At 61.0% G+C, this 22898-nt stretch carries 19 protein-coding genes; 9 read left to right on the plus strand and 10 right to left on the minus strand.

Annotated features, from left to right (window positions below):
• Positions 1-13 precede the first annotated feature (13 nt).
• A complete protein-coding gene (locus GTP69_RS23420) occupies positions 14-715 on the plus strand; it encodes a dienelactone hydrolase family protein (protein ID WP_161057130.1) in 702 nt (233 codons plus the stop codon).
• Here the strand turns inward: GTP69_RS23420 and GTP69_RS23425 are convergent.
• Positions 712-1215: a DUF2306 domain-containing protein gene (locus GTP69_RS23425; protein WP_161057131.1), complete on the minus strand. Its 504-nt coding sequence runs from the start codon at positions 1213-1215 to the stop codon at positions 712-714. The two genes, GTP69_RS23420 and GTP69_RS23425, sit on opposite strands and share 4 nt — an antisense overlap.
• A 120-nt stretch (positions 1216-1335) precedes the next feature.
• Between GTP69_RS23425 and GTP69_RS23430 the strand changes: the two genes are divergently transcribed.
• Positions 1336-1779, plus strand: coding sequence for a thioesterase family protein (locus tag GTP69_RS23430; protein ID WP_110846536.1), 444 nt, complete (start codon positions 1336-1338; stop codon positions 1777-1779).
• 6 nt (positions 1780-1785) lie between these two features.
• On the opposite strand, the gene GTP69_RS23435 is transcribed toward GTP69_RS23430, so the two are convergent.
• Positions 1786-2277, minus strand: coding sequence for a DUF3016 domain-containing protein (locus tag GTP69_RS23435; protein ID WP_161057132.1), 492 nt, complete (start codon positions 2275-2277; stop codon positions 1786-1788).
• Between the two features lie 250 nt (positions 2278-2527).
• On the opposite strand from GTP69_RS23435, the gene GTP69_RS23440 reads away from it, so the two are divergent.
• The gene (locus GTP69_RS23440; RefSeq protein ID WP_161057133.1) at positions 2528-4456 is read left to right on the plus strand and encodes a PhoX family protein; all 1929 of its coding nucleotides are present in this window, start codon (positions 2528-2530) and stop codon (positions 4454-4456) included.
• A gap of 168 nt (positions 4457-4624) precedes the next feature.
• Positions 4625-5698 (plus strand): PQQ-dependent sugar dehydrogenase, encoded by a 1074-nt coding sequence (locus GTP69_RS23445; RefSeq protein ID WP_161057134.1) that lies wholly within the window; start codon positions 4625-4627, stop codon positions 5696-5698.
• A 27-nt stretch (positions 5699-5725) separates the two neighbouring features.
• On the opposite strand, the gene GTP69_RS23450 is transcribed toward GTP69_RS23445, so the two are convergent.
• A complete protein-coding gene (locus GTP69_RS23450) occupies positions 5726-6106 on the minus strand; it encodes a hypothetical protein (RefSeq protein WP_161057135.1) in 381 nt (126 codons plus the stop codon).
• Positions 6107-6463: 357 nt separating this feature from the next.
• Here GTP69_RS23450 and GTP69_RS23455 point away from each other — a divergent pair, with 357 nt between their 5' ends.
• From GTP69_RS23455 to GTP69_RS23470, 4 genes are all read left to right on the plus strand, one after another.
• Complete coding sequence (locus GTP69_RS23455; RefSeq protein WP_161057136.1) at positions 6464-6721, plus strand: hypothetical protein; 258 nt, start codon at positions 6464-6466, stop codon at positions 6719-6721.
• A gap of 248 nt (positions 6722-6969) precedes the next feature.
• Complete coding sequence (locus GTP69_RS23460) at positions 6970-8475, plus strand: HD domain-containing phosphohydrolase (protein WP_161057137.1); 1506 nt, start codon at positions 6970-6972, stop codon at positions 8473-8475.
• Positions 8476-8558: 83 nt separating this feature from the next.
• Complete coding sequence (locus tag GTP69_RS23465; protein WP_229261117.1) at positions 8559-10994, plus strand: TonB-dependent receptor plug domain-containing protein; 2436 nt, start codon at positions 8559-8561, stop codon at positions 10992-10994.
• Between the two features lie 13 nt (positions 10995-11007).
• Positions 11008-11913, plus strand: a complete 906-nt coding sequence (locus GTP69_RS23470; RefSeq protein WP_161057138.1) for an SAM hydrolase/SAM-dependent halogenase family protein — start codon at positions 11008-11010, stop codon at positions 11911-11913.
• Between the two features lie 33 nt (positions 11914-11946).
• On the opposite strand, the gene GTP69_RS23475 is transcribed toward GTP69_RS23470, so the two are convergent.
• From GTP69_RS23475 to GTP69_RS23490, 4 genes are all read right to left on the minus strand, one after another.
• A complete protein-coding gene (locus GTP69_RS23475; protein ID WP_161057139.1) occupies positions 11947-12852 on the minus strand; it encodes an AraC family transcriptional regulator in 906 nt (301 codons plus the stop codon).
• Positions 12853-12977: 125 nt separating this feature from the next.
• Complete coding sequence (locus GTP69_RS23480; RefSeq protein ID WP_161057140.1) at positions 12978-13553, minus strand: hypothetical protein; 576 nt, start codon at positions 13551-13553, stop codon at positions 12978-12980.
• A 78-nt stretch (positions 13554-13631) separates the two neighbouring features.
• Positions 13632-13916 (minus strand): nuclear transport factor 2 family protein, encoded by a 285-nt coding sequence (locus GTP69_RS23485; RefSeq protein ID WP_371868084.1) that lies wholly within the window; start codon positions 13914-13916, stop codon positions 13632-13634.
• Between the two features lie 94 nt (positions 13917-14010).
• Entirely contained in the window at positions 14011-14652 is a 642-nt protein-coding gene (locus GTP69_RS23490) for a hydrolase (protein ID WP_110846526.1), read from the minus strand.
• A 234-nt stretch (positions 14653-14886) separates the two neighbouring features.
• Here GTP69_RS23490 and GTP69_RS23495 point away from each other — a divergent pair, with 234 nt between their 5' ends.
• On the plus strand, positions 14887-15264 hold the full coding sequence (locus tag GTP69_RS23495; RefSeq protein WP_202424540.1) for a helix-turn-helix domain-containing protein: 378 nt from the start codon (positions 14887-14889) through the stop codon (positions 15262-15264).
• Here GTP69_RS23495 and GTP69_RS23500 read toward each other — a convergent pair.
• The 3 genes from GTP69_RS23500 to GTP69_RS23510 form a co-directional block, all read right to left on the minus strand.
• Entirely contained in the window at positions 15251-17194 is a 1944-nt protein-coding gene (locus GTP69_RS23500) for a GAF domain-containing sensor histidine kinase (protein ID WP_161057141.1), read from the minus strand. The two genes, GTP69_RS23495 and GTP69_RS23500, sit on opposite strands and share 14 nt — an antisense overlap.
• Before the next feature lie 97 nt (positions 17195-17291).
• Entirely contained in the window at positions 17292-17777 is a 486-nt protein-coding gene (locus tag GTP69_RS23505; protein ID WP_161057142.1) for a hypothetical protein, read from the minus strand.
• On the minus strand, positions 17765-22894 hold the full coding sequence (locus GTP69_RS23510; protein ID WP_161057143.1) for a PAAR-like domain-containing protein: 5130 nt from the start codon (positions 22892-22894) through the stop codon (positions 17765-17767). The genes GTP69_RS23505 and GTP69_RS23510 overlap by 13 nt, the downstream gene beginning before the upstream one ends.
• Between the last annotated feature and the right edge of the window lie 4 nt (positions 22895-22898).

A 22898-nucleotide genomic window follows, 5' to 3' on the forward strand; every position in this document is an offset into this window, starting at 1 on the left:
AACCAAGGACATCATGGAAACCAATTCCCAGTGGATCGATATTGAAACAGCCGACGGCAAGTTCGGCGCCTACCTGTCGCTGCCGCGCGGCGGCAAGGGCCCCGGCATCGTACTGCTGCAGGAAATCTTCGGCGTCAACCAGCACATCCGCAACGTCGCCGACCAGTACGCCGCCGACGGCTACGTGGTCATCACGCCGGACCTGTTCTGGCGCCATGGCGCCCGCATCGAGCTGGGCTACGACGAAGCCGGCTGGAAGCGCGCCGTTGAACTGATGCAGGCGACCGACTTCGCCACCGCCCAGCAAGACATCGCCGCCACGCTGAAAGTGCTGCGCGGCCTGGACGCGGTCGGCAGCGCCAAGGTCGCCTCGCTGGGCTACTGCTTCGGCGGCCGCCTGTCGTATCACACCGCCGCCAACGGCCTGGTGGATGCGGCCGTGGCCTACTACGGCGGCGGCATCCAGAATTCACTGGAGCGCGCGCCGGAAATCAAGGTGCCACTGCTGATGCACTTCGGCGCCGCCGACAGCCACATCCCGCAGGAAGCCGTGAAGAGCATCGCCGAAGCTTTCGACAGCAACGAGCAAGTCGAGATCCACGTCTACGAAGGCGCCGAGCACGGCTTCAACTGCAACCACCGCGAGTCCTACCACCAGCGCGCCAGCGCGCAGGCGCACGGCCACTCGCTGGTGTTCCTGGGCGAACTGCTCTAAGCAGCGGCCAGGCCGGTTGCGGCGCCCTTCTTCAGGCGCCGCAACTGCAGCACCACGCCGATCAGGAACAACAGGAACATGATGCCGGTGATGGTCTTCAGCTCCGGCGCCTCGGCGCTCGACAGCAACGGCGCCCCCAATGGCAGGCGGGTGGTGGTTTCCGTCACCGCCGGAATCATGTGGAATAAAAATGTCAGCGAGTAGCTGACCGTCGACACGGCGGCCGATTTGGCGCCGAACTTGCGCTGGTCCGCCAGCCAGGCCAGGCCCAGCACCACCAGGGTGATAATGCCCAGCACATGCGGCTTGCCGAAGCCGCCATGCTGGAAGATGCCGAAGCCGGTCAGGCAGGTGAAAACGGTGGTCCAGATATAGGTCCGTCCCAGCGTACTGTTGGCTACAATGCCTTTGTAGCGCACGAAGGAAATCAGCGCGGCAAACACCGCCACCAGGCTGATCAGGGTGTGAATGACACCGAGGTAAGTTAAACCGTAGATCATGGTGTGTCCCTTTCAAAGTTGACAACCCTGATCGTACACACAAATACAGTGCCCCTCTTACCCCAAAAGGGTAATCTGCCAGGCAAGAATCAGCCCATCACCGTCAAGGAAGCACCCGTCATGGCCCGCCTCAAACTGGATTTTCCAGACCACCTGTTCTTGTTCTCCACCCAGCTGACCGTGCGCGCTACCGACATCAATGGCGCCAACCACCTGGGCAACGATTCGATGATCTCGATGATTTCGGAAGCCCGCGCGCGCTTCCTGTTCGAATACGGCGTGCAGGAGACCGGGCCGGACGGCGTCGGCATCATCGTCACCGACCTGGCCACCACCTACAAGGCCGAGGCGCATGCGCGCGACCAGCTGGTGTTTGACGTGGGCGTGATGGATTTCAACCAGTACGGCGGCGACATCGTGTTCCGCGTCAGCCGGCCGAAGGACAGCAAGCTGGTGGCGCTGGCCAAGTACGGTTTTGTCTTCTTCAATTACAACAGCGGCCAGGTGACGCCGATGCCGCCGGCGTTCCTGGCCAAGTTTCCCAAGGTGAACCGGCTCGACTGAGCCGGCTTATTTCGCCGCCACCTTCGGCACGATCGCCTTGTTGAACCAGTCATCCAGCATCTGCTTCTCGTAGCGCAGCGGATCGCTGTCGAAATAGCTGGAACGGCTCTGCTGGTAATTCATGTTGGCGATATTGTCGTCGCCGCTGCGCAGCACCTGGCCATCCTTCTCCAGCGTATAGCGCAGATGCATGCGCGGCCAGTCGGCGCCGCCGTTCATCACGCGGATCTCTTCACCATTGCGGCGCGGGTACATGCGGCCGGCCAGGTCGATGTCCAGCACGTCGATCTTCAGGTTCTCGCCGGGCGGCAGTTTCTTCTCCAGCGTGGCGAAATACTCGCTGAACTGCTTCAGCACGCGATCGCGGTCATATTCGCCGCGCGCCAGGTCGGTGTAGTCGTCCGGCTTGGTGTAAGTGACGGTCACGTCCGCCAGGGCGGCGCTGGAGGCCAGCAACGCCACGACAGCGGCCAGCACGGTTCGGGTCATTGGGCGCATTTTGCCTCTCCTTGCATAGTTGATGCAGTCAATATAGACCTTTTCGCCGCCACGCGCCCGCGCTGAATAAGTTTGTTACCAATCGCCTGCGGCCGCCATCAACGTGACGTTATGTATCGCTTTGTATCGTAATGTCACAGTCCTGTCATACCAAATCGTTAAGATTGCCGCCGTCGAAGCCCAGCCACTGCTTCGCATGATGCCAGCCAGGCACATGGATCGGCCTACAAACTACAACAGGGTATTTACCATGACCGAGCAACTTGATTCCTCCCGTCGCAGCCTCCTCAAATTCCTGTCCGGCGCTCCATTGCTGCCGTTGGCTGGCGGCAGCGCCACCGCCGCCCTGCTGGCCGCTTGCGGTGGCGGCGACACCGCCTCGCCGGCGCCGCAACTGATGTCGGTGAGCTTCTCCGGCATGGCCGCGCCAAGCCTGGCCGACGCGCCGAAAATGGCCACCACCACGGTCGCCTCGGCCATGCAGGCGCTGTACTCGGACGGCAAGACCGTGCCGTACAGCCTGGCTTACCAGACCTTCTTCATCACCGGCGCGCAAGTGCCGAACGGCAGCGGCGGCACGACCCTGGCGGGCGGCTACTGGGACATCAACAACAAGCCGATCCTGGATAAAACCGACGCCAACTCGCGCCAGTTCTTCTCCGACGCGCCGGACGGCACCTCGCTGCTGAAGCTGGCCTCGACCACCGTGTCCGGCATCAAGGGCAACGCCGTGTTCGCCGTAGTGCAGTTTGAATACACCACCCGCAATGTCAAGGGCGACTCGGTGTACGGCATGCTGCCGTCGCCGATCGCCGTGCTGACGCTGGACCAGGACAAGGCCACCGGCGCGCTGACGCTGGTGAAATACCACAACGTCGACACCAGCCCGGCCAACGGCCTGTGGATCACCTGCGGCGCCAGCCGTTCGCCATGGAACACCCACCTGTCGAGCGAAGAGTACGAGCCGGATGCAACCGTCATCGGCACCAATACCCAGTTCGCCAACTTCAGCACCAACCTGTACGGCGATGCCACCAAGGCCAACCCGTACCACTACGGCCACCTGCCGGAAATCACCGTCAACCCGGACGGCACCGGCAGCTGCAAGAAGCACTACTGCCTGGGCCGCATCTCGCACGAACTGGTGCAAGTGATGCCGGACGAACGCACCACGCTGATGGGCGATGACGCCACCAACGGCGGCCTGTTCATGTTCGTGGCCGACAAGGCCAAGGACCTGTCCAGCGGCGTCCTGTACGTCGCCAAGTGGAACCAGAAAACCACCGACAACGGCGGCTCGGCCACGCTGTCGTGGATCAAGCTGGGCAGCGCCACCTCGGCCGAGATCAAGGCCCTGGCCGACCAGTTGAAAGCAGCCGACATCATGGACGTGAAAACCGCCGACCCGTCGGATGCGTCGTACACCAAGATCGCGTTCAACGGCAAATTCAACTGGATCAAGATCGTGCCGGGCAAAGAGAAGGCTGCGGCGTTCCTGGAAACCCACCGCTACGCCGCGTTCAAGGGCGGCAGCATGGGCTTCACCAAAATGGAAGGCACCACCGTCAACGCCAAGGACAAGATCGCCTACTCGGCGATTGCCGCGATCGGCTCGGCCATGACCAATGGTTCGGGCGGCATCTCGATCAAAGGCCCAAGCGCCGGCGCCGTCTACGCGCTGAACATGAAGGCCGGCCAGGTGGATGACACCGGCGCCGCCATCAACAGCGAATGGGTGCCGGTCGACATGGCCGCCGTGCCGGCGCTGCTGTCGGAAGATCTGAAAACCGCCGATGCGCTGGGCAACCTGGCCAATCCGGACAAAGTGGCTAACCCGGACAACATCAAGTTTTCCGAGAAGCTGCGCACGCTGTTCATCGGCGAAGACAGCGGCACCCACGTCAACAACTTCCTGTGGGCGTACAACGTCGACACCAAGGCGCTGACGCGCATCCTGTCGACGCCGTCTGGCGCCGAATCGACCGGCCTGCATGCGGTGGACGACATCAACGGCTTCGCCTACATCATGAGCAACTTCCAGCACGCCGGTGACTGGGAAGCGGCGCTGCACGGAAAAGTGCAGGCCACGCTCGATCCGCTGATCCGCGCCAACTACCGCGGCCGCTACGGCGCAGCAGTCGGCTACCTGACCGGCTTCCCGGGCCTGACCTTCAGCTGATCCATCCGGCTCTAGCGGCACCTGCATAACCCGCACACCGCCGGCGCCAGGGTCTGACCCCGTACGGGGTCAGACCCTTCCGTTTTGGGGTGACCGCAAGCTACCGTGCGGCGCTTCCCGGCCGATGCGGCCGATAATGCGCAGATAGCTCGCCAACGGAGAACTATCATGTTGAAACACGCTTGCGCCGTCCTCCTCGCATTCAACATCGCCGGCTGCGGTGGCAGCTCCGGTTCCGGCAGCGCGACAACGCCGCTGCCGCCACCCACGCCCACCACGCCGACCACACCCTCCGGCGGCCCCACCGTGCTGGCCACCGGCCTGCAAATCCCTTGGTCCATCGCCTTTTACGGCACCACGCCGCTGATCAGCGAACGCGGCACGGCGCGCATCCAGGCCGTGGGGGCGAACGGCGCGCTGACCGCCATCGCCACCATCAACGGCGTGAGCGGCACCGGCGAAGGCGGCCTGCTCGGCATCGCCGTGCGTGGCGGCTACCTGTACGCCTACTTCACCGCCGACACCGAGAACCGCATCGAACGCTATCCGCTGACCGGCTCCGGCGCCGCCACCCGCCTCGGCGCCGCGCAAACACTCCTGAGGGGCATTCCATCCGGCAGCAATCACAACGGCGGACGCATCGCCTTCGGCCCGGACGGCATGCTGTACGCCTCCACCGGCGACGCCGGCACTACCAGCCGTTCGCAGGATCTCAACTCGCTGGGCGGAAAAATCCTGCGCCTGACGCCGGACGGCCGCGTGCCAGCCGACAACCCCTTTGCCGGCTCCTACGTGTACAGCTACGGCCACCGCAACGTACAAGGTATAGCCTGGGCCAGCGATGGTGCCATGTACGCATCAGAGTTCGGCCAGAACACCTGGGACGAACTGAATCTGATCAAAGCCGGCGGCAACTATGGCTGGCCTACGGTCGAAGGCAAGGCCGGCAACAGCCTGTACATCGATCCGCTCCAGCAATGGGCGACCGCCGAGGCCAGCCCGAGCGGCATCGCCATCAGCGGCGGCAATATCTACATCGCCAACCTGCGCGGCGAACGCTTGCGCAAGGTGCCGCTCTCGGCACCCGGCACCTCATCGGAATTCTACGTCCAGCAATACGGCCGACTGCGCGACGTCAGCGTCGCACCCGACGGCAGGCTCTACATCATCACCAACAACACCGACGGCCGCGGCACACCGAAAGCCGGCGACGACCGCCTGTTAAGCGCTCCCGCTCTTTAACGCGCGGCCTTTCTCCCACGCCGCCGGCTAGCGCACCCAGCCGCTATCGGCTGGCGGGCAATTCACCTGCATCCACTTGCCGCCGCTGCGTGTTGCGGCCGCCAGCGTGGATGCGCCGTTCATGAAGCAGGTGGAGCGCGAACCGCGCGTGACGCGGGAATACACCACGCCGTCAGCCGACGTGTAGTGATCGGTGACTTCGGCCGTGTCGCCGACGAAGGCGTTCTCGATCCCGCGCGCCAGCCGGGCCTGCATGCTGTCCGGCCGTTGCGCCGGGATGGCAGGCGCTCGACCCAGTATCTCCTTGTCGATCTTGCGCAGATCGCGCCGGGCCTGCGCCATGATGTCGGCAGCGGCGGGCAGCGCTTTCTCCGGTAGCGCCTCGGACGGGTCAGGCGCCACCGGCATGGGCACTGGTACCGCCACCAAGCTGGCGGGCGACGCCTCGTTCCGACGTGGTGGCGCTGACGGCCGTGCCGCCGGAGCCGGGGCGTTACGCTGCGGCTGCGTCACGGCCTTCGGCAACGTCAGCAAAACCAGATTGGACGCACGCGCCGGCCGAGGCGGCTCGACAGCGCGCGGCGGCGAACGCACAAGCAGCAGCACAGCCACACCATGTATTAGTACCGCAAAACCCAGCGGCCAAGCCCGATGCCTCATGTAATAAATTATGCAATGATATTCTCGCAACTATACACGTTGCGCGCGTCGCCGATTTGCTGGCTGGAGTAGCATGTCCCCATAGGCCGCCAGCAAGGAGCAACCATGCCGACCAAAACCATAGACGGATACGAAATCGAATTTACCGCCGAGCCGCTGCCGGGCACCGACCACTGGGGCGCCTACGTGGCGATCCTGGCGCCGTCCGCCAACCCGATGCACCTGGACGAGGTCTACCCCAAACAGCGCGTCATGGCCGACCAGCCCTGCACCTGCGAAGCGGACGCGCAAGCGCATGCGGAACAGGCGGCCGAGACCATTCTCGACCAACTGCGCGCGCCACAAAAATCCCCGGGTGACTAGCATCCCCACCACACTTTTCAAAAATCTTTGTTTTTCGATAGTAATATTGCCAAAAACGAAGTATTGTTGTGTGTGCACTTCAGCGCTAAAAGTGCCATGCTGCACTGCAGTTATGTATCGCAGCGTACAGTAGCGCCGCCAAGGTGTTGTGCAGAGCAACGGGAATATTTATTGCCTGTTGTTAATGGCTGTGGGTCAGACTACAATCGGGTGTCATTCAGCTGAAACAATTTGCGGAATCTGTTCATATGTCTTTTCTGTCATCTGCCTCGCCCAAGTTAGCACCATGGAAAGTCCTGTTGGTTGATGATGAACCGGACATTCATGACATCACCAAACTGACGCTGAGCCGCTTCCGTCTCGACGGCCGCGCGCTGAGCTTCGTCCACGCCTACAGCGGCGCCGAAGCCAAGGAAGTGCTGGCGCGCGAGTCCGACATCGCGCTGGTGTTCCTCGACGTCGTGATGGAAAAGGAAGACAGCGGCCTCGAAGTGGCGCGCTGGATGCGCGAAGACCTGGACAACCAGTTCACCCGCATCGTGCTGCGCACCGGCCAGCCCGGCCAGGCGCCGGAAGAACGCGTGATCGTCAACTACGACATCAACGACTACAAAGAAAAAACCGAGCTGGACCGCACCAAGCTGTTCACCACCACCTTCGCCGCGCTGCGCGCCTACCGCGACATCATGAAGGTGGAGGAAGCCCACCGCGCCCAGATCAATTACCGCGAAGGCCTGGAGCGCGTGATCGCCGCCTCCTCGCACATCTTCCGCCAGCGCAATCTGAAAGACTTCGCCAACGGCCTGCTGCAACAAGTGGTGGCGCTGCTGCGCCTGGAACACAGCATGCTGCTGCGCCTGCGTGGTGCTACCGCCATCAGCGGCGAGAACGATTACGAAATCCTGGCCAAGATCGGCGATGAAGACGGCACCCTGCTGTCACCGGAAGTGCTGGCGCAGATCGACGCCGCCAAGAGCAACCAGATTTCGCGCGTGGAAGGCGACACCTACATCGGCTACTTCCCCAACGCCAGCGGCAAGGCGTCGCTGCTGGTGCTCAAGGGCGTGGCGGAAATTTCGGAAATCGACACCAAGCTGCTGGAAGTATTCTGCTCCGGCGTCGCCATCGCCTTCGACAACATCCTGCTGAGCCAGGAAATCACCGACACCCAGGCCGAGCTGATCATGCGTCTCGGCGACGTCGTCGAATCGCGCTCCAACGAAGCCGGCAACCACGTGCGCCGCATGTCCGAGGTGTGCCACCTGCTGGCCCAGGAAGCCGGCCTGCCGGAAGACGAAGTGGCGGTGTTGCGCCACGCCGCGCCGATGCACGACATCGGCAAGATCGCCACGCCGGACGCGGTGCTGCTCAAGCCGGGCAAGCTGGATGCGGCCGAGTGGGAAATCATGAAGCAGCACCCGGCCGTCGGCCTGTCGATCCTGGATGGCTCGCAGCGCCCGATCCTGAAGGCGGCCGCCGTCATCGCCCACCAGCACCACGAGAAATACGACGGCAGCGGCTATCCGCAAGGCCTGAAGGGCGAAGACATCCACCTGTACGCGCGCATCGTCGCCGTGGCCGACGTGTTCGACGCGCTGATGCACAAGCGCTGCTACAAGGAAGCCTGGCCAATCGAAAAAGTCATCGAGCATCTGCGCGAAGTGGCCGGCCATCACCTCGATCCGAAGTACGTCGATCTGCTGATCAAGAATATCGACCGCGCGCTGGCGATCAATGAACGCTTGCCAGATTGAATAAGCATATTAGCAATCGTTCGTAGGGGCTGGATTTGCTAGCCCGTAAGATCATGGTCTGCTTTTCAGACCAGGATCTTACGATGCACAAAAATGTCCTCCCACCGCTGTTGCTGCTCGCCGAACTGCTGGCCGCGCTGCCGTCCGCCCAAGCCCAAGATACCGCCGCCATCGATCAAGTCACAGTGGTCGGTTCGCGCGCGCGCAACCGCACCGTGTTCGATTCCACCGTGCCGATCGACCGCTTCGGCGCGCGCGAGGTGGAGAATGCCTTGTCCAGCGGCGAAGTCGGCGCCGCCCTGCAAGCGCTGTCGCCGTCGATCAACTTCCCGCGCATCGAATCCAGTGGCGCTTCCGACTCGGTGCGCGGCGTGCAGCTGCGCGGCCTGGCGCCGGACCAGGTGCTGGTGCTGATCAACGGCAAACGCCGCCACGCCAGCGCCGTGCTGGACACCGAAAGCAGCTTCGCCGGCACCGTGCCGGTCGACGTCAACGCGATTCCGCCGGGCGCCATCGACCACATCGAAATCCTGCGCGACGGCGCCGGCGCGCAATACGGCAGCGACGCCGTGGCCGGCGTCATCAACATCGTGCTCAAGCAGCAGCGCAGCGGCGGCTCGGCTTCGGTCAGCTACGGCGCCAACCACACCGACTTCAAGCCGACCGACGAGAAGAAGACCGACGGCCAGACCAAAATCGTCAACGCCGACTACGGCGTGCCGCTGGGCGACGCCGGCTTCTTCCGCTTCGGCGCCGAGAGCCGCAGCCGCAATCCGACCCAGCGCGCCGGCTTCAGCGACGCCGGCTGGACCTCATGGAACTACACGCCGGCCGACCAGGCCTTGGACGGCAAGGTGGTGTTCAAATCCGGCGACTCGCAATCGCTCAACAACTACCTGTTCTACAACGCCCTGCTGCCGCTCAGCGACGGCGTCGACCTGTACTCCTTCGCCACCGCCAACAAACGCAAGTCGGACGGCAGCGCCTACTTCCGCTATCCGGGCGATCCATCGAATGTGGAAGCGGTCTATCCGAAAGGCTACCGTCCGGTGACGCATGGCGACGCCAGCGACCTCAGCGTGGTAGCCGGCGTGCGCATCGCCAGCGGCGGCTGGAACTGGGATCTGAGCGCCCGCCACGGCAGCAACATCTTCAACTACGACGTCAACAACTCGCTCAACGCCTCGCTCGGCGCGCAAAGCCCAAGCAGCTTCCACCTGGCCACCTTCGACTATCGCCAGAACGCGCTGAACGCCGACGTGACGCGCGAACTGGACTGGGGCGTGCCGGTCAACCTGGCGGTCGGCGCGGAATTCAGCCGCGAAACCTACGTCAGTTCGCCGGGCGACGCCGCCTCGTACGCGGCCGGTCCGTTCACCGATGCACCGCCGGGCGCGCAAGCCGGTCCAGGCCTGCGTCCGCAAGACGTGTTTGACGGCAGCCGCAACCTGCGCTCGGTCTACGCAGACATTGAAAGCGACCTCACCAAACAACTGCTGGTGGGTGCCGCCGCGCGCTATTCGGACTACAGCGACTTCGGCAACGCCAGCACCGGCAAGCTGTCGGCACGCTACAAGTTCACGGACGACTTCCTGCTGCGCGGCTCCGTGTCGAACAGCTTCCGCGCACCGGCGCTGGTGCAGACCGGCTTCCGCTTCTCCACGCTCAACTTCAACAGTGACGGCACCGGCTTGCAAACCGCGTCGCTGCTGCCGGCCAGCGATCCCTTGGCGCGCGCCTTCGGCGCCCAGAATCTGAAGCCGGAGAAATCGACCAACCTGTCGCTGGGCCTGGCATGGAAGCCGGCGCGCAACACCAGCTTCACGCTGGACGGCTACCGCATCAAGATCAAGGACCGCATCACCCGCACCAGCGACCTGCAAAGCGACGCCGCCACCGCCTACCTGGCCGGCATCGGCCGCAGCGATATCCAGTCGGTGGCCTACCTGGCCAACCTGCTGGACACCACCACCACCGGCCTGGACGCGGTGCTGAACCACGACCTGTCCTTCGCCGGCGGCAAGCTGGACCTGAACGCCGCGCTCAACCTCAACAAAACGCGCATCGACAGCGTGCACCAGAGCTCGGCCGCATTGGCGAAGATCGATCCCGACCTGACCGTGCTGACCAACGAAAGCCTGTTCCGCATCCGCAACGCCTCGCCGAAAAACAAGCTGGTGCTGAGCGCCGACTGGCAGGCCGCGCAATGGAGCCTGCTGGCGCGCGCCACCCGCTTCGGCGCACTGAAGGACTTCTCGTATGACGACGAGGCGCCGGTGGAAGACGGCGTCCACATCCAGCGCTTCGCCGCCGTCTGGACGCTGGACCTGGAAGCGCAATACAAGCTGACCAAACAGCTGACACTGGCGGTCGGCGCCGACAACCTGCTCGACCGCTATCCGCAGCGCGTGCGCGAAACCAACAACGCCACCTACGGCGGTGCCCTGCCCTACAACTTCATCAACCCCATCGGCGTGAATGGCGCATACTTCTACGGCCGCCTGCGCTACACCTTCTGACCCAAAGGACACCATGAAAAAAATCCTCATCGCCCTCTGCCTGAGCGCTGCATTCGCTGCGCCGGCCTTCGCCGCCAAGAATGCGCTGGTACTGCAAACCGACTTCGGCACGTCTGACGGCGCCGTCTCCGCCATGCACGGCGTGGCCTACGGCGTCGATCCGAACCTGACGGTGGCCGACCTGACCCACAACATTCCCGACTACGACATCTGGGTCGGCGGCTACCGCCTGTTCCAGACCGCGAACTACTGGCCGGAAGGCACGGTATTCGTCTCTGTGATCGATCCGGGCGTGGGCACGACGCGCAAGTCGGTGGTGCTGAAGACCAGGGAAGGCCGCTACTTCGTCGGCCCGGACAACGGCCAGTTCACGCTGATCGCCGAGCGCGACGGCGTGGCCGAACTGCGCGAGATCGACGAGAAGGTCAACCGCCGCGCCGGTTCGGGCGAATCCTACACCTTCCACGGCCGCGACGTGTACGCCTATGTCGGCGCGCGGCTGGCATCGGGCACCATCACCTATGAGCAGGTGGGACCGTCGCTGCCGGTCGACTCCGTGATCAAGATCCCGTATCAGAAGGCGGCCCTGAGCGACGGCAAGCTGCGCGGCATCATCCCGGTGCTGGACATCAAATACGGCAACGTCTGGACCAATGTGCCGAAGGCGCTGTTTGAACAGCTGGGCGTGAAAGAACACGAGCAGGTGCAGGTGCGCTTCTTCCATAACAAGAAGCTGGTGAACACCGTGGTAGCGCCGTACGAGCACACGTTTGGCGGCGTCGCCAAGGGCAAGCCGCTGGTCTACCTGAACAGCCTGCTGGATGTGGCGGTCGCGCTGAACCAGGGCAGCTATGCGGAGAAAAACAAAATCGAGTCCGGCGTTGATTGGGAAGTGGAAATCTCCAAAGCCAAAAAATAAAGCGTTGCCGAAGGGGTTTGACTGCTTGCGGGATCAGGCCCTGGCCGTCACGGTTTGGGGATCGCGCAGGCGTTCGATATCGCGCTGCGGCGGCAGGCCGTACATGCGGCTGTAGTCGCGGCTGAAGTGGGATGGGCTCTGGTAGCCCACCTCATAACCGGCTGTGCCAACATCGCGGTGCTCCAGCGCGATCAGGCGCCGCGCTTCGTGCAGGCGCAACTGGTTTTGATACTGCATCGGCGTCATGCCGGTGATCGCCTTGAAGTGCTGGTGCAGCGACGACGCGCTCATGTTGGCCTGCGCCGCCAGCGTCTCCACCAGCAGCGGTTCGCGGAAATTGGCGCGCAGCCAGCTGACGGCCGTGGCGACTTTGTTGCCGGGCGTATCAGCCTGGGCGATGTGCATCAGCTGCGGTCCGCACGGGCCGGTCAGCAAGTAATACAAAATCTCTTGTTCAATCAGCGGCGCCAGCGCCGGGATCGCTTCCGGCGTGTCCAGCAGGCGCACCAGCCGCAGCACGGCGTCCAGCAGCGCATCGCTGGCGCGGTTGACGGTCACGCTCAAGCCGCGCGCGGCAGCCAGCGCAGACGGCGGCATGCTGATGCGGCCCATCAGCTCCTTCAGCTTGGTGGTGTCGATGATGATGCCGACGCCCAGGTGCGGCTGTTCCGGCGTGGCCAGCGTGACGCACGAGGCGACCGGCACGTCCATCGCCACCAGCAGGAAGTCGCCGACGCCGTAGCGCATCACATGCTCGCCGATGGTCAGCGTCTTTTCGCCCTGCGCCACCAGCGCAAAGCACGGCTGCTGAGAAGTATGCACCGGCACCGTCCGGCCCGAGCGGCGGCCGAAGAACAGGGTGTCGATGGCGCTCGGGCGCTGGCCGTCTTCATCGGCGTGGCGGGCGATCAGCGCAGCTAATTCGGCGAAGCGGTTCATTTGGAGGATTCGGCATCAGGCTGAGAGGATGGCGCTACCGGCATCGGCAGCACTCGCCGTAGGATACAGCATCTCAACCACGCCCGCAGATGACCTCGTCCTCCAGCCACTGGCCCGTTGTCACCTCAAAGGTGGCCTTCCTGTTTCTTGACGATTTTTTCCAGCGTGGCGCGCAGCGATTTGAGGGCGACCGTCGCGCCTTCCACCAGCTTGCTGTCTGCCGCACCCTGCTGGTCGATGCTCAGGGTGGGTACCTGGAACGCGTCGACATTGGCCGATGCCTGTTGCGCGGCGTAGGCGCTACGTCCCTCGGCGTAGCCATCGTCGGCGGTGGCGGAGGAGGCGCTGTCTTCGGCTGGCGTGGCGGCCACATCCGGCACGTTGCTGTCGGCAGGGGTACGCAGCACGCCGGCCGCCTGTTTCAGCTGACTGGCTAACTGTTTCAGTTGTTGCAACATTGCCTTGGCGTCCTTGCCGCCGAACATCGCCAGCATCTTTTTCAGCATCTCGATCTGCTTCTTGATCTCGTCGATGCGCATGCGCGCCGCTGCTTTCTGATCCAGATCAGCCCGGCGTGACAGACCATCGATGGTGGCCGCGTTTTTCTTCGCCATCTCCAGTTTCTTTTGCAGCAGGTTCTGATAAGCGTCACTACCAGCATCGAAGCTGACAGAGGGGCGGTAGGCGGATATGGCAAGCATGGCGGTTCTCTCGAAAGGCTGGTCAACTCAAAAAGGCGACACGACCAGCTGTTTCGTTAAACCAAGCTCACGCCGGCGCTATGCGCCTGCGGGGTCGAGGAACACGAACAGCGACTGGATGCGTCCCTCGCTGATCTGCGCCAGATCCATGCCGCTGACCGCCGGCGGGCCGCCGGGAGGCCCCAGGCGCCAAAACAGGCGGCCCGCACCATGATGCCCGTCCGCCGGCGCCACGGCGCTGAAGACGAAATCCGCCGGCAGCCCGCCCAGCAACTGGCTGACGGCGGCGGCGATCGCCGCATGCCCCTGCACCGCAGCCTCCGGCTCATACAGCATGGCGTCTTCGGCATACAGCCGCTTGATGGCCTAGCCCCGCTGGACCACGTCGCGATTGCCGAACACCTCGGTCAGGTTAGCCTGCATCAAGCCGTCATAATCGATGGAATCGGTCGCCATATCAGTGTCCGCCGCCGCTGGCCAGCAGTTGCAATTCCCACGCCAGGGCCACTGCGCTGCCGCCGCCATGTTCGAGGATGATGCCGCCGACACCGCCGGCCGTCTCCTCGCGCGCCCAGTCGCGCTGCCACTCGCCCAGCACCGCCATCCAGGTAATCGGCACGGCGCCGGCCGCGACCATGCGGCGCACCGCCATCTCATGCGCCTCCAGCGTCACGCCGCCGGACGCGTCGGTGACCACAAACACGTCGTAGCCTTCCGCCAACGCCTGGATCGCCGGCATGGCCAGGCAGATCTCGGTGTACAGCGCGGCCAGCACCAGCTGCTTGCGGCCGCTCTTCTTGACCACCTCGGTCACGTTCGGATCTTGCCAGGTATTGATGAAAGTGCGGTCGATCGGCTTCTGCTCCGGGAACACATCCTGCAAGCCCTTGATGATGTGGCCACCACGCTCCGCCAGCACCGTCGACAGGATGGTCGGCACGCCGAACAGCTTGGCCGTTTTCGCCAGGCCGACCACGTTATTGATGATCATGCTCGGCTCATGACTGTGCAGGTTGGTGAACTGGAACGGTTGGTGATCGATGAGAACGAGGATGCTGTCTTCGGGCCGTAACAGTGCAGCGAGTCCGGTCTTGCTCATGGTGTCTGTCCTTTGTTTTGCCACGCGGCGGGGATGCGCGTTGGAGCCAAAACGATAGCAACCCATGAATGGCCCGACAATGACGGTTCCTGCTATTGACAGTCTGATTCTGCTGTTCGCCCTTACTGCTTAAGGCACGGGTGCCATGCGCCGCCAAGATGCGTAGAATTATCTGATGAAGCGCGGGCGCTCGGCCCATTTGGAAGGAAAACCATTTCTACGCAGTCCACCCCGTTGCCTGCTTTACCGGAAAATTTTCCAGACAGGCCCGGCACGCTGGCGCCGTGGCAGCTGCGGCGGGTGATCGATTATCTGGAATGCCACCTGCCGCAGCGGGTTGAGCTGGAAACGCTGGCCGCGCTGATCAACCTGTCGCAAGCGCACTTCAGCCGCGCGTTCAAGGCATCCACCGGGCTGGCGCCCTACCAGTGGCAGCTGTATGCGCGCATCCGCCGCGCGCAAGCCATGCTGATGCATTCGGAGGCGCCCTTGAGCGAGATCGCCGTCGCTACTGGCTTCGCCGACGCGGTGCATTTCGGCCGGACGTTCCGCAAACTGTCCGGCCTCACGCCCGGTATCTGGCGTCGCCGCCGGCCGCTTACTTGCGCTTGACCTTGGGGAAGCGCAGCTTGTAGTGCAGCCCCATGCCCGGCGCGCTGACCACTTTGACGGTGCCGCCCAAGGCGCCGGTCACCAGGTTGTACAGGATGTGCGCGCCGAGGCCGCTGCCGCCGGAGCCGCGCTTGGTGGTGAAGAACGGGTCGAACAGCTGCCCCAGCGTGGCGCTGTCCATGCCGACGCCGTCGTCGCTGTAGTCGAACTCGACGTTATCGCCCTCCACCTTGCCGGTGATCTTGATCTTGCCCGGCTGCCCTTCCTCAAAACCGTGCACCAGCGAGTTGACCACCATATTGGTGACGATCTGCGAAATCGCGCCGGGGAAGCTGGCCATGTTGATCTGCTCGTCGCAATTGATCTCGATCTGGATCGGCTTGCCCTTCAGCTTCGGTTGCAAGGACAGCAGCACCTCGTCCAGGTACTTGCGCAGGTTGAAGCTGCGGATATCGTCCGACGACTGGTCCACCGCCACCTGCTTGAAGCTGCGCACCAGCGCCGCCGCCCGCTGGGTGTTGGTGGTCATGATTTTCAGCGACTGGTCGATGATGTCGAAGAACTGGTTCAGGCCGTCTTCATCCAGCACACCGTTGGCCAGGTCTTCGCGGGTCAGCTTCAGCTCTTCCACCAGGTGGCTGGTGGCGGTGACGCAAATGCCCAGCGGCGTGTTGATTTCGTGCGCCACACCGGCTACCAGCCGTCCCAGCGAGGCCAGCTTCTCCTGCCGCACCAGTTCGCCCTGCGCATCCTTCAGCGAGGTCAGCGCGTTTTCCAGCGCGGCGTTCTGCTGCTCCAGCGTTTCCTTGGCATGGCGGATCTGGCGGTCAGCCTGCATGCGGGCAATCGCCACCGCGACGTGGCTGGCCATGAAGGCCAGGATATCGAGGTCGTTCTGGGTGTACTGCACCTTGTCGTCGTAGCTCTGGACGATGATCACGCCATAGGCCTGATCTCCCAGCAGCATCGGCGCGCCCATCCAGCTGGAAATCTCGACATTGCCCAGCGGATGTTCCATCTCGCCGCTATCGACCAGCGCCTGGAAGCCGATCCGGTCCAGCAACATCGCCTGCTTGCGCTGCAGGATGTACGAGGACATGCCAACGCCATAGTCAAAGCGCTTGACCGGCGCATGCTCATCCTTTTCATCGACAAAATACGGAATGCTGATTTCCTGCGTGTCCGGGTGATACAGCGCCATCAGGAAATTCTTGGCCGGCACCAGCTGGCTGATGATCTCATGCAGCTGATGGTTGAGGCGGCTGCCACCGGTGGCCGTGGCCGACAGGTTGGCCAGCTCGTACAGCGCGCGCTGAATGTTTTCCGCGCGGCGGCGCTCGGCCACCTCGTGCTGCATCTGCACGGTGCGCTCCTGCACCGCGCGTTCCAGCCGGTCCATGCTCTGCAAGCCCTGCAAGGCGCTGGAGACGTGGTTGGCGATCAGCTTGAACAGCGCCTGGTCTTCCTCATTGAAAGTGTGTTGCTTGTCGTAGCTCTGGATCACCACCGCGCCCAGCACCTGATGGTTCTGGTCCAGCAGCGGGCTGCCCATCCAGTGCTCGGCGATGGTGCCAATGCCGAAGCCGGCGTTGTCCTCGCGCTTGGAGACGTGCTCGGCTGCCGTCATGACAATCGGCTCGCGGCTCAGGATCACCGCCGCCGTCGGCGACTCGCCCGGCACCAGCTCGAACAGCTCGTCGCGGCTGGGCGCCTCGTCGACCTCGTCGACAAAATAGACGAAGCGCACCTGGTTGGCCGGCCCTTCGTGGTCGCTCAGCGCCACGAAGAAGTTGGCGGCGTACATGATGCGGCCCAGCGCCGCATGGACCGCCTGCAGGAATTCACTGATATCGGTGCAGCTGCTGGACTTTTGTCCGATTTCCAGCAGCATGGTTTGAACGGCTTCCAGCCGGGTAAGACGACTTTCCATCAGGTTTCCTATGTTGGTACATGCACATAGGAAATACTAGCAGGTTGGCTGATGTATGGGGAGACATCTTCAACATACAAGGCTAAAATTCATAATTTCAAGACATAGCTTTACTATCTATATACATTAGACCCATAACTACGATTGATGAGCGTATTGATGCCGACGCAGAAATAAAACCCCAATCATAGTTAAACACATCCGCATTATAGCTCGGTTCCTGCGGCGAAAATTTAGCGATTTTTTTCTCAATTAACCTAGATAATGAATTTTTATCGGCTATTAAATCTTTTTCAGATGCATCATATCCTTTTTTTTCCGCTGCGCCATCACGCCACCTCAAGTCAATTGAAAATAATTTTTTTCCTTTAAATTCAATATTCATCCCAAAGCTTTGGCCAGCCATAGAGACAATAGCACTAATGGAAGTCCACCCCCCATCTTTCGAATTTTCATTAAAGACAATTCCCGCCTCTTCAAGAGCGACACGAGTCATATCTAAGTTCAAAGGTGCAATTACTACTCCGGCAGCATCTAGACTTCCTGACACAACATTGATATTTATAGTTTTCATTTCTTCCAAGATAATATCCTACCCGTATCAATCAAATATTTTTTGTCACGACTTTCAATAAAAAACTGCGTCTCTCCACCAGCACCCAAACTTGGATTGTTCAAAGCCTTACCTTTTGCCATACAGACATCCTGGCCAAGTATATAAACATGAAGTTTCCTTCTCATCTCCCTCATTGTAACATCAGGCTTATCATAATTTTCCTTGTGAGCAACTTGAACTGAATCATTGAAATCTCTTGCTCCATCTGCTGCCAATACTGTCGAACCCTTTACAAAATAATTTCCTGGCGCAGGCCCATGTGGGTAAAGAGTATATAAAACCGTACCTTTTTTAAGTACTGTATTGATGTAATTATCTTGACCAATATAAGGATGATTTTTTGGTCCTTGCCAGCTCCTTGCCACCGCAGAGGGATCTCTTCCATCACAAGGATTACAAGCACTGTTCTTTGAACATTTTGACAGCCCAAGTGGATCAGTGGCCCCTATGGGATTACCCGAGTAGGCATAAACATTTTCTCCACCTATAAGGCCTATCGGATCTTGTCCGACGAATCTCGCTGAGTGGGGATCGTAAAAGCGATAACGGTTATAATGCAGTCCCGTTTCTGAATCTTCGTACTGGCCTTGAAACCTTATTGGTTGATCTATCGGGCTTCGAGTGGCGCTTCGGCTAAGGTTAGCGACATCCCAAGGAAGTATTTTCCCCCAAGCTTGAAAACGACCGCTCCATAGCAACTTACCACTAGTATCGACTAACTCGCGTGGCGTACCAAGATGATCGCAATTGTAATGAGCGACGCTGTCTACCGCCGCCTTGACCTCTGCGTCCGCGACACATTGCTGCCATCCGCTACGGCATCGCAAAATATCTGATGCGCTCCGTGTCCCCTCCTGTTGATTTTCCCGCTGACTTGGCGGGAGCCAGTCATCAACTGGCCAAATATGAACGAACTGTTCGACCACGAAGTCCCCGCCAGCCTTGCCCAGCAAGGATTCTTTCGATTCAACTCGCGCCAGCGGCACAAAAGTTTCCGGTTCATATACGTATGTGACAGTTCCATCGTCACGAAGTTCCTGCACCATCGTATCGCCGTCCCACACAAACCTGACAGCGTGTTCCTCGGTCTGAGCGGGCATATCCATTTCAGGATTTTGATCGCCAAACCAAGATTCCCTGATGACTGTCTTCGCGATGCGGCGGCTAAAGGCGTCGTACAGATAACTGGTGACGCTGCGCGTTCCCGCATCCCGACAGCCAGAGCGAATCAGGCGGTTTTCGTCATCGTAGGCCAGCTCAAGTTCACGGGCGGATGTTCGTGGCTTACCGTTGTCGGGGCGCTTGCTCACGACATTGCCTTGTTCGTCGTAGCTATACCTGTAACCCTGATACGACTTGAGCAAGTTGTGTTCAACGTGGGAAGAGGTTTCCGAACTAGCTACCTTTGCCGCTGACGGCGCTTCGATCAGATTCCCCGCTGGATCGAATGCGAAAATCTCAGTCAGGCCTGGTTGAACCGCCGATAGCAACTGTCCGATGGGATCATAGGTGTAACGGTACGTTCCAGGATTATCCAGACTCGCACGGTCTCCATGCTCGATCGACAGCAAATTGCCCACCGGATCGTAACTGAAGTAGCGCTCGCGCAATGGCGGCGCATCCTCGTTATCGCTGTTACGCAACGTGATTGATGACAGGCGCGATTGTGGGTCGTAGCGACGTTCTGCCCGAAGTGGCCGAACGCCGGACCCGATGCGCCGGACGGTTTCCCGATGCAGCGTATCGCGTTCGATTGCAACGAGTTGCTGGCCTTGCCAAAGTGTTCCATGCCAATGTCCTGCACCGTAGCGCAAAATGTCAAGGCGTCTGCCGTTGGGAAGAATCGTCTGAATCCGGTTTCCCAACTCATCGTATGCATGCGTCATCATGAAGCTGACGTCCGCAACGCGTGGTCCGGTCGCAATCACCGCTTGCTTCAGATAGTAGGCCGTACGCTCTTCCACTAACTGCCCTAGAGCGTCATAGACAAAGCGTTGCTCAGCGTGCGGGGCGGCTACCGCCGTCAACCTGCCGCCCGCGTCGTAGGCAAATCGGGTAACGCCACTACCGGTCTGCTTCACGAGCAGTTGGCCGCAGACATCGCGCAGCAGCGCGACATGTTGGCCGAGGCAATCACTGGCCGTCAGCTGACCGACGCTGTCGTAACTGTAGCGAGTGGTTTTTCCATCGAAGCCGGTTTCGGCGGCTAGCCAACCGTCGCTGCTGTATTTGAGCAGATAGCGCTCATCGTTGCCATTGATGAGCTCGACTAATCTCAGCGACGCATCGTAACGGTAACCCAATGTCTGGCCCAGCGCGTCTGTGCGACTGAGAGGTAGCCCTTGACCGTTGTAATGGTAGGTCGTGCTATGACCAAGAGCATCGGTATGCGTGAGTAGATTGCCATCAGCATCGTAGGCGTAAGCATCGCCGGTGCCGTCAGCACGGGTTACGCGTAAAACCCGTCCCAGCAAGTCATATTCGTAGCGAATTTTCTGCTGCCGAGCATCGATAGCTTCGCTCAGACGATTTTCCGCATCGTACCGATATTCGCTGCGATTGCCGGAGCAGTCGGTGTAGGCGATTAGCCTCCCGACGGGATTATAGTCCAGCCGCTTGATGCCACCTTTTGCATCACGGACCTGTGTTAGCCGACCAGCGCCATCGTACAGATATTCGGTCACACAGCCGAGGGCATCAACATAGGTTGTGATGCGCCCGCTTGCGTCGTAACGCAGTCGGCTGGTGTGACCTAACGGATCTGTAAGCGCGATCGGCTGGTTGTCTTCATCGTAGTCGATGCGCGAGATACGCCCCAGGGCATCTATACTGCTGGTCAAATTACCGGCAGCATCGTAGGTATAGCGCGTGCTATTTCCTGCGGCATTGATCTCGGCCGTAAGCATGCCATCACGGTCCCACTGACGGCGTCCCAATGAGACCGAAGTACCGTCCAGATTGATGCGGCGAACCTCGACTGCCAGCCAGTTTTTATCGAAAGTGTATTCAAGCACGTCACCGACGGCATCGGTAACGCGAGTGGCATCCATGGACGGATAGTCAAGTTGCAAAGCATCACTGCCATCCTCGCCTGCGGTCATGGTCGCACGGGCCTGATAACTGTTGTCCAGGGTAATAGGGAAGAGCATTTTTTCAATGCCGTCCTGAACGTTGTCGCCACGCCAGCGCGCACGCAATTCCTCAAGGCTGACCCAGCTAAGGATGTGTCTAAAGCCGCTGTAACTGGTGCAGGATTGCAGCAAGTGATGCCGATAGCGATAGTGGCGCGCATGGCCAGCAATGTTCGTCTGGCTAACTAGATTGAACCGTTCCGGCAGCGCAGATGGTGCTTCGGTCAATATCGCCGCCTCGGCCTCGTAGACATAACGGACGCGGCATATACGCTTTCCGTCCGGCCTGACCTCATCAACCTGACCGATGCGAGGCTCGTGCAATGGCGTTAGAGTCTGCTCACGCATCGCTTCCAGCATTTGCCCGTCATTCTGACGGACACGGAGCAGCAGACAACCAGGCTGGACGTCCCTGAACGACTCAATGAACACGCCATTGCCATCACGACCAGCGGAGCGACGCAAGGAGAAGCGTTCGGCGCGCATCGCTTCGCCAGGCTCGAGCATGGCGTTCACGCCGTCATAGCCGTGCGGCAGCCAACTATGTTCCCGGCAGGCGTCACGGGCAAATGTATCCCGACTTCCGTCGCGCCAAGTTAACTCGAAAGAGTCCGCCGTTTCGCGGATCAGGACGAAGCCCTCATCCCGGCGATCAATCGACTGCCCGACCTCCAACAGAGGCAACCTGATTCCCCTGCCGCTGTCTTCCACATAAACTATGCCGCGCGCGGTCAGCAAAAGCGCTGAAGTAAATGGCGATGCCCACCGCGCCCCGAGCAATCCCCAATCCTCGTGCTCGGAGCCGGAGCGATAGCAGCGTGTCCAGGCAAGCGGACTCGGTCCCTCCAGCACAAAGTCAGTCTGATAGAGCACTTCTTCGCCAGTGCCGAAGTGTACGGGTTTGCGGCCGCTCACAGGCTTGCCAGCCGGCGCCGCGTTCTTGGGACAGCAGTCCGATGGTTTATCCGACTTCGGTTCCTTTCTGGCGCCTTTACTCTTGCCCCCCGAGGGCTTGTCCGGTGGACGCGCTGGTGGTGGCGACTGTTTTTTGCCCACACCTGGCTTATGTTTCCAAAGCTTGCCCAATGAGGGGAGTTTCTTCATCATCCACTGCCCCATGCCACCAAACCGCGCCATCGCGGCCCTCTCAAGCAGTTGGGTCCCTGCTCCTACCAATGCGTCCACCATCCCCGGCGTTTTGCCAGTCAAAACGAAATCAGCAGCCTGGTCAAGCACGGTCGCCGATATCTCTACCGCAGCTCCCCTAACGACAAGGCCCGTACCTATTGCGCCACCTGTGGTAGCAGCAGCCTCCATCGCTGCGGCAGCTGGCAAGCCTATACCGGTTGCACCGACCCCTATCCCGGCAACACCTACGACTGCACTGCCTGCCAGCAATTGACCACCACGGGTCATGGCTTCACTTCCAACTTGATGTAGTGGGGCCGAAATATCGTCTCTGTATTGCTTGGCAATTGGCTTTAGAACCTCACGCACCTGCGCCGTTCCCGCAGTCACTGCCTCGCCAATCAACGCGTCGATTTGCTGAAGCCGAGTACGTGGCGTGGCGCCGCCACGCTCGTATATTTTGCCGATGGTATTGCGATTATTCATCCAAACTTCGCACCCCTCCTGCACGGTCGCCGTTCCGTTCGCCCTTAACGTGGCACTTCGCGTCTTCGTTTCCACGGACTTGCCACAGGTGCCGCTCTTAATGCCGCCGGCCGTGCCAGGTTCGTCGCCCTTGACCCTGGGTATGGTGCTGCGCTGGAACAGAATTACCGGCTCTCCCAGTGATTTGACGTTTGGGGATACATTCGTCGCCTCCGAGAATTCACCTATGATCGAATACGGTATGGGAGGCGTCGCCGGGCCGATGGGCGTCTTGCATATATCCGGCAGCAAGCTGACACAATAGAACCGCTTGGATTGGGTAGCTGTCTCTTTGGCCATGGCG

This window comes from Duganella levis (genome assembly GCF_009857605.1).
Taxonomy (GTDB): Bacteria; Pseudomonadota; Gammaproteobacteria; order Burkholderiales; family Burkholderiaceae_D; genus Rugamonas; species Rugamonas levis.

Excerpts from the sequence above, each read along its gene's own strand:
- GTP69_RS23475 (WP_161057139.1), bottom strand. The coding sequence starts at position 12,852 with ATGAACCGCTTCGCCGAATTAGCTGCGCTGATCGCCCGCCACGCCGAT.
- GTP69_RS23430 (WP_110846536.1), top strand. The coding sequence starts at position 1,336 with ATGGCCCGCCTCAAACTGGATTTTCCAGACCACCTGTTCTTGTTCTCC.
- GTP69_RS23435 (WP_161057132.1), bottom strand. The coding sequence starts at position 2,277 with ATGCGCCCAATGACCCGAACCGTGCTGGCCGCTGTCGTGGCGTTGCTG.
- GTP69_RS23490 (WP_110846526.1), bottom strand. The coding sequence starts at position 14,652 with ATGAGCAAGACCGGACTCGCTGCACTGTTACGGCCCGAAGACAGCATC.
- GTP69_RS23470 (WP_161057138.1), top strand. The coding sequence starts at position 11,008 with ATGAAAAAAATCCTCATCGCCCTCTGCCTGAGCGCTGCATTCGCTGCG.
- GTP69_RS23460 (WP_161057137.1), top strand. The coding sequence starts at position 6,970 with ATGTCTTTTCTGTCATCTGCCTCGCCCAAGTTAGCACCATGGAAAGTC.
- GTP69_RS23440 (WP_161057133.1), top strand. The coding sequence starts at position 2,528 with ATGACCGAGCAACTTGATTCCTCCCGTCGCAGCCTCCTCAAATTCCTG.
- GTP69_RS23420 (WP_161057130.1), top strand. The coding sequence starts at position 14 with ATGGAAACCAATTCCCAGTGGATCGATATTGAAACAGCCGACGGCAAG.
- GTP69_RS23450 (WP_161057135.1), bottom strand. The coding sequence starts at position 6,106 with ATGCCGGTGGCGCCTGACCCGTCCGAGGCGCTACCGGAGAAAGCGCTG.
- GTP69_RS23455 (WP_161057136.1), top strand. The coding sequence starts at position 6,464 with ATGCCGACCAAAACCATAGACGGATACGAAATCGAATTTACCGCCGAG.
- GTP69_RS23480 (WP_161057140.1), bottom strand. The coding sequence starts at position 13,553 with ATGCTTGCCATATCCGCCTACCGCCCCTCTGTCAGCTTCGATGCTGGT.
- GTP69_RS23510 (WP_161057143.1), bottom strand. The coding sequence starts at position 22,894 with ATGGCCAAAGAGACAGCTACCCAATCCAAGCGGTTCTATTGTGTCAGC.
- GTP69_RS23500 (WP_161057141.1), bottom strand. The coding sequence starts at position 17,194 with ATGGAAAGTCGTCTTACCCGGCTGGAAGCCGTTCAAACCATGCTGCTG.
- GTP69_RS23425 (WP_161057131.1), bottom strand. The coding sequence starts at position 1,215 with ATGATCTACGGTTTAACTTACCTCGGTGTCATTCACACCCTGATCAGC.
- GTP69_RS23445 (WP_161057134.1), top strand. The coding sequence starts at position 4,625 with ATGTTGAAACACGCTTGCGCCGTCCTCCTCGCATTCAACATCGCCGGC.
- GTP69_RS23465 (WP_229261117.1), top strand. The coding sequence starts at position 8,559 with ATGCACAAAAATGTCCTCCCACCGCTGTTGCTGCTCGCCGAACTGCTG.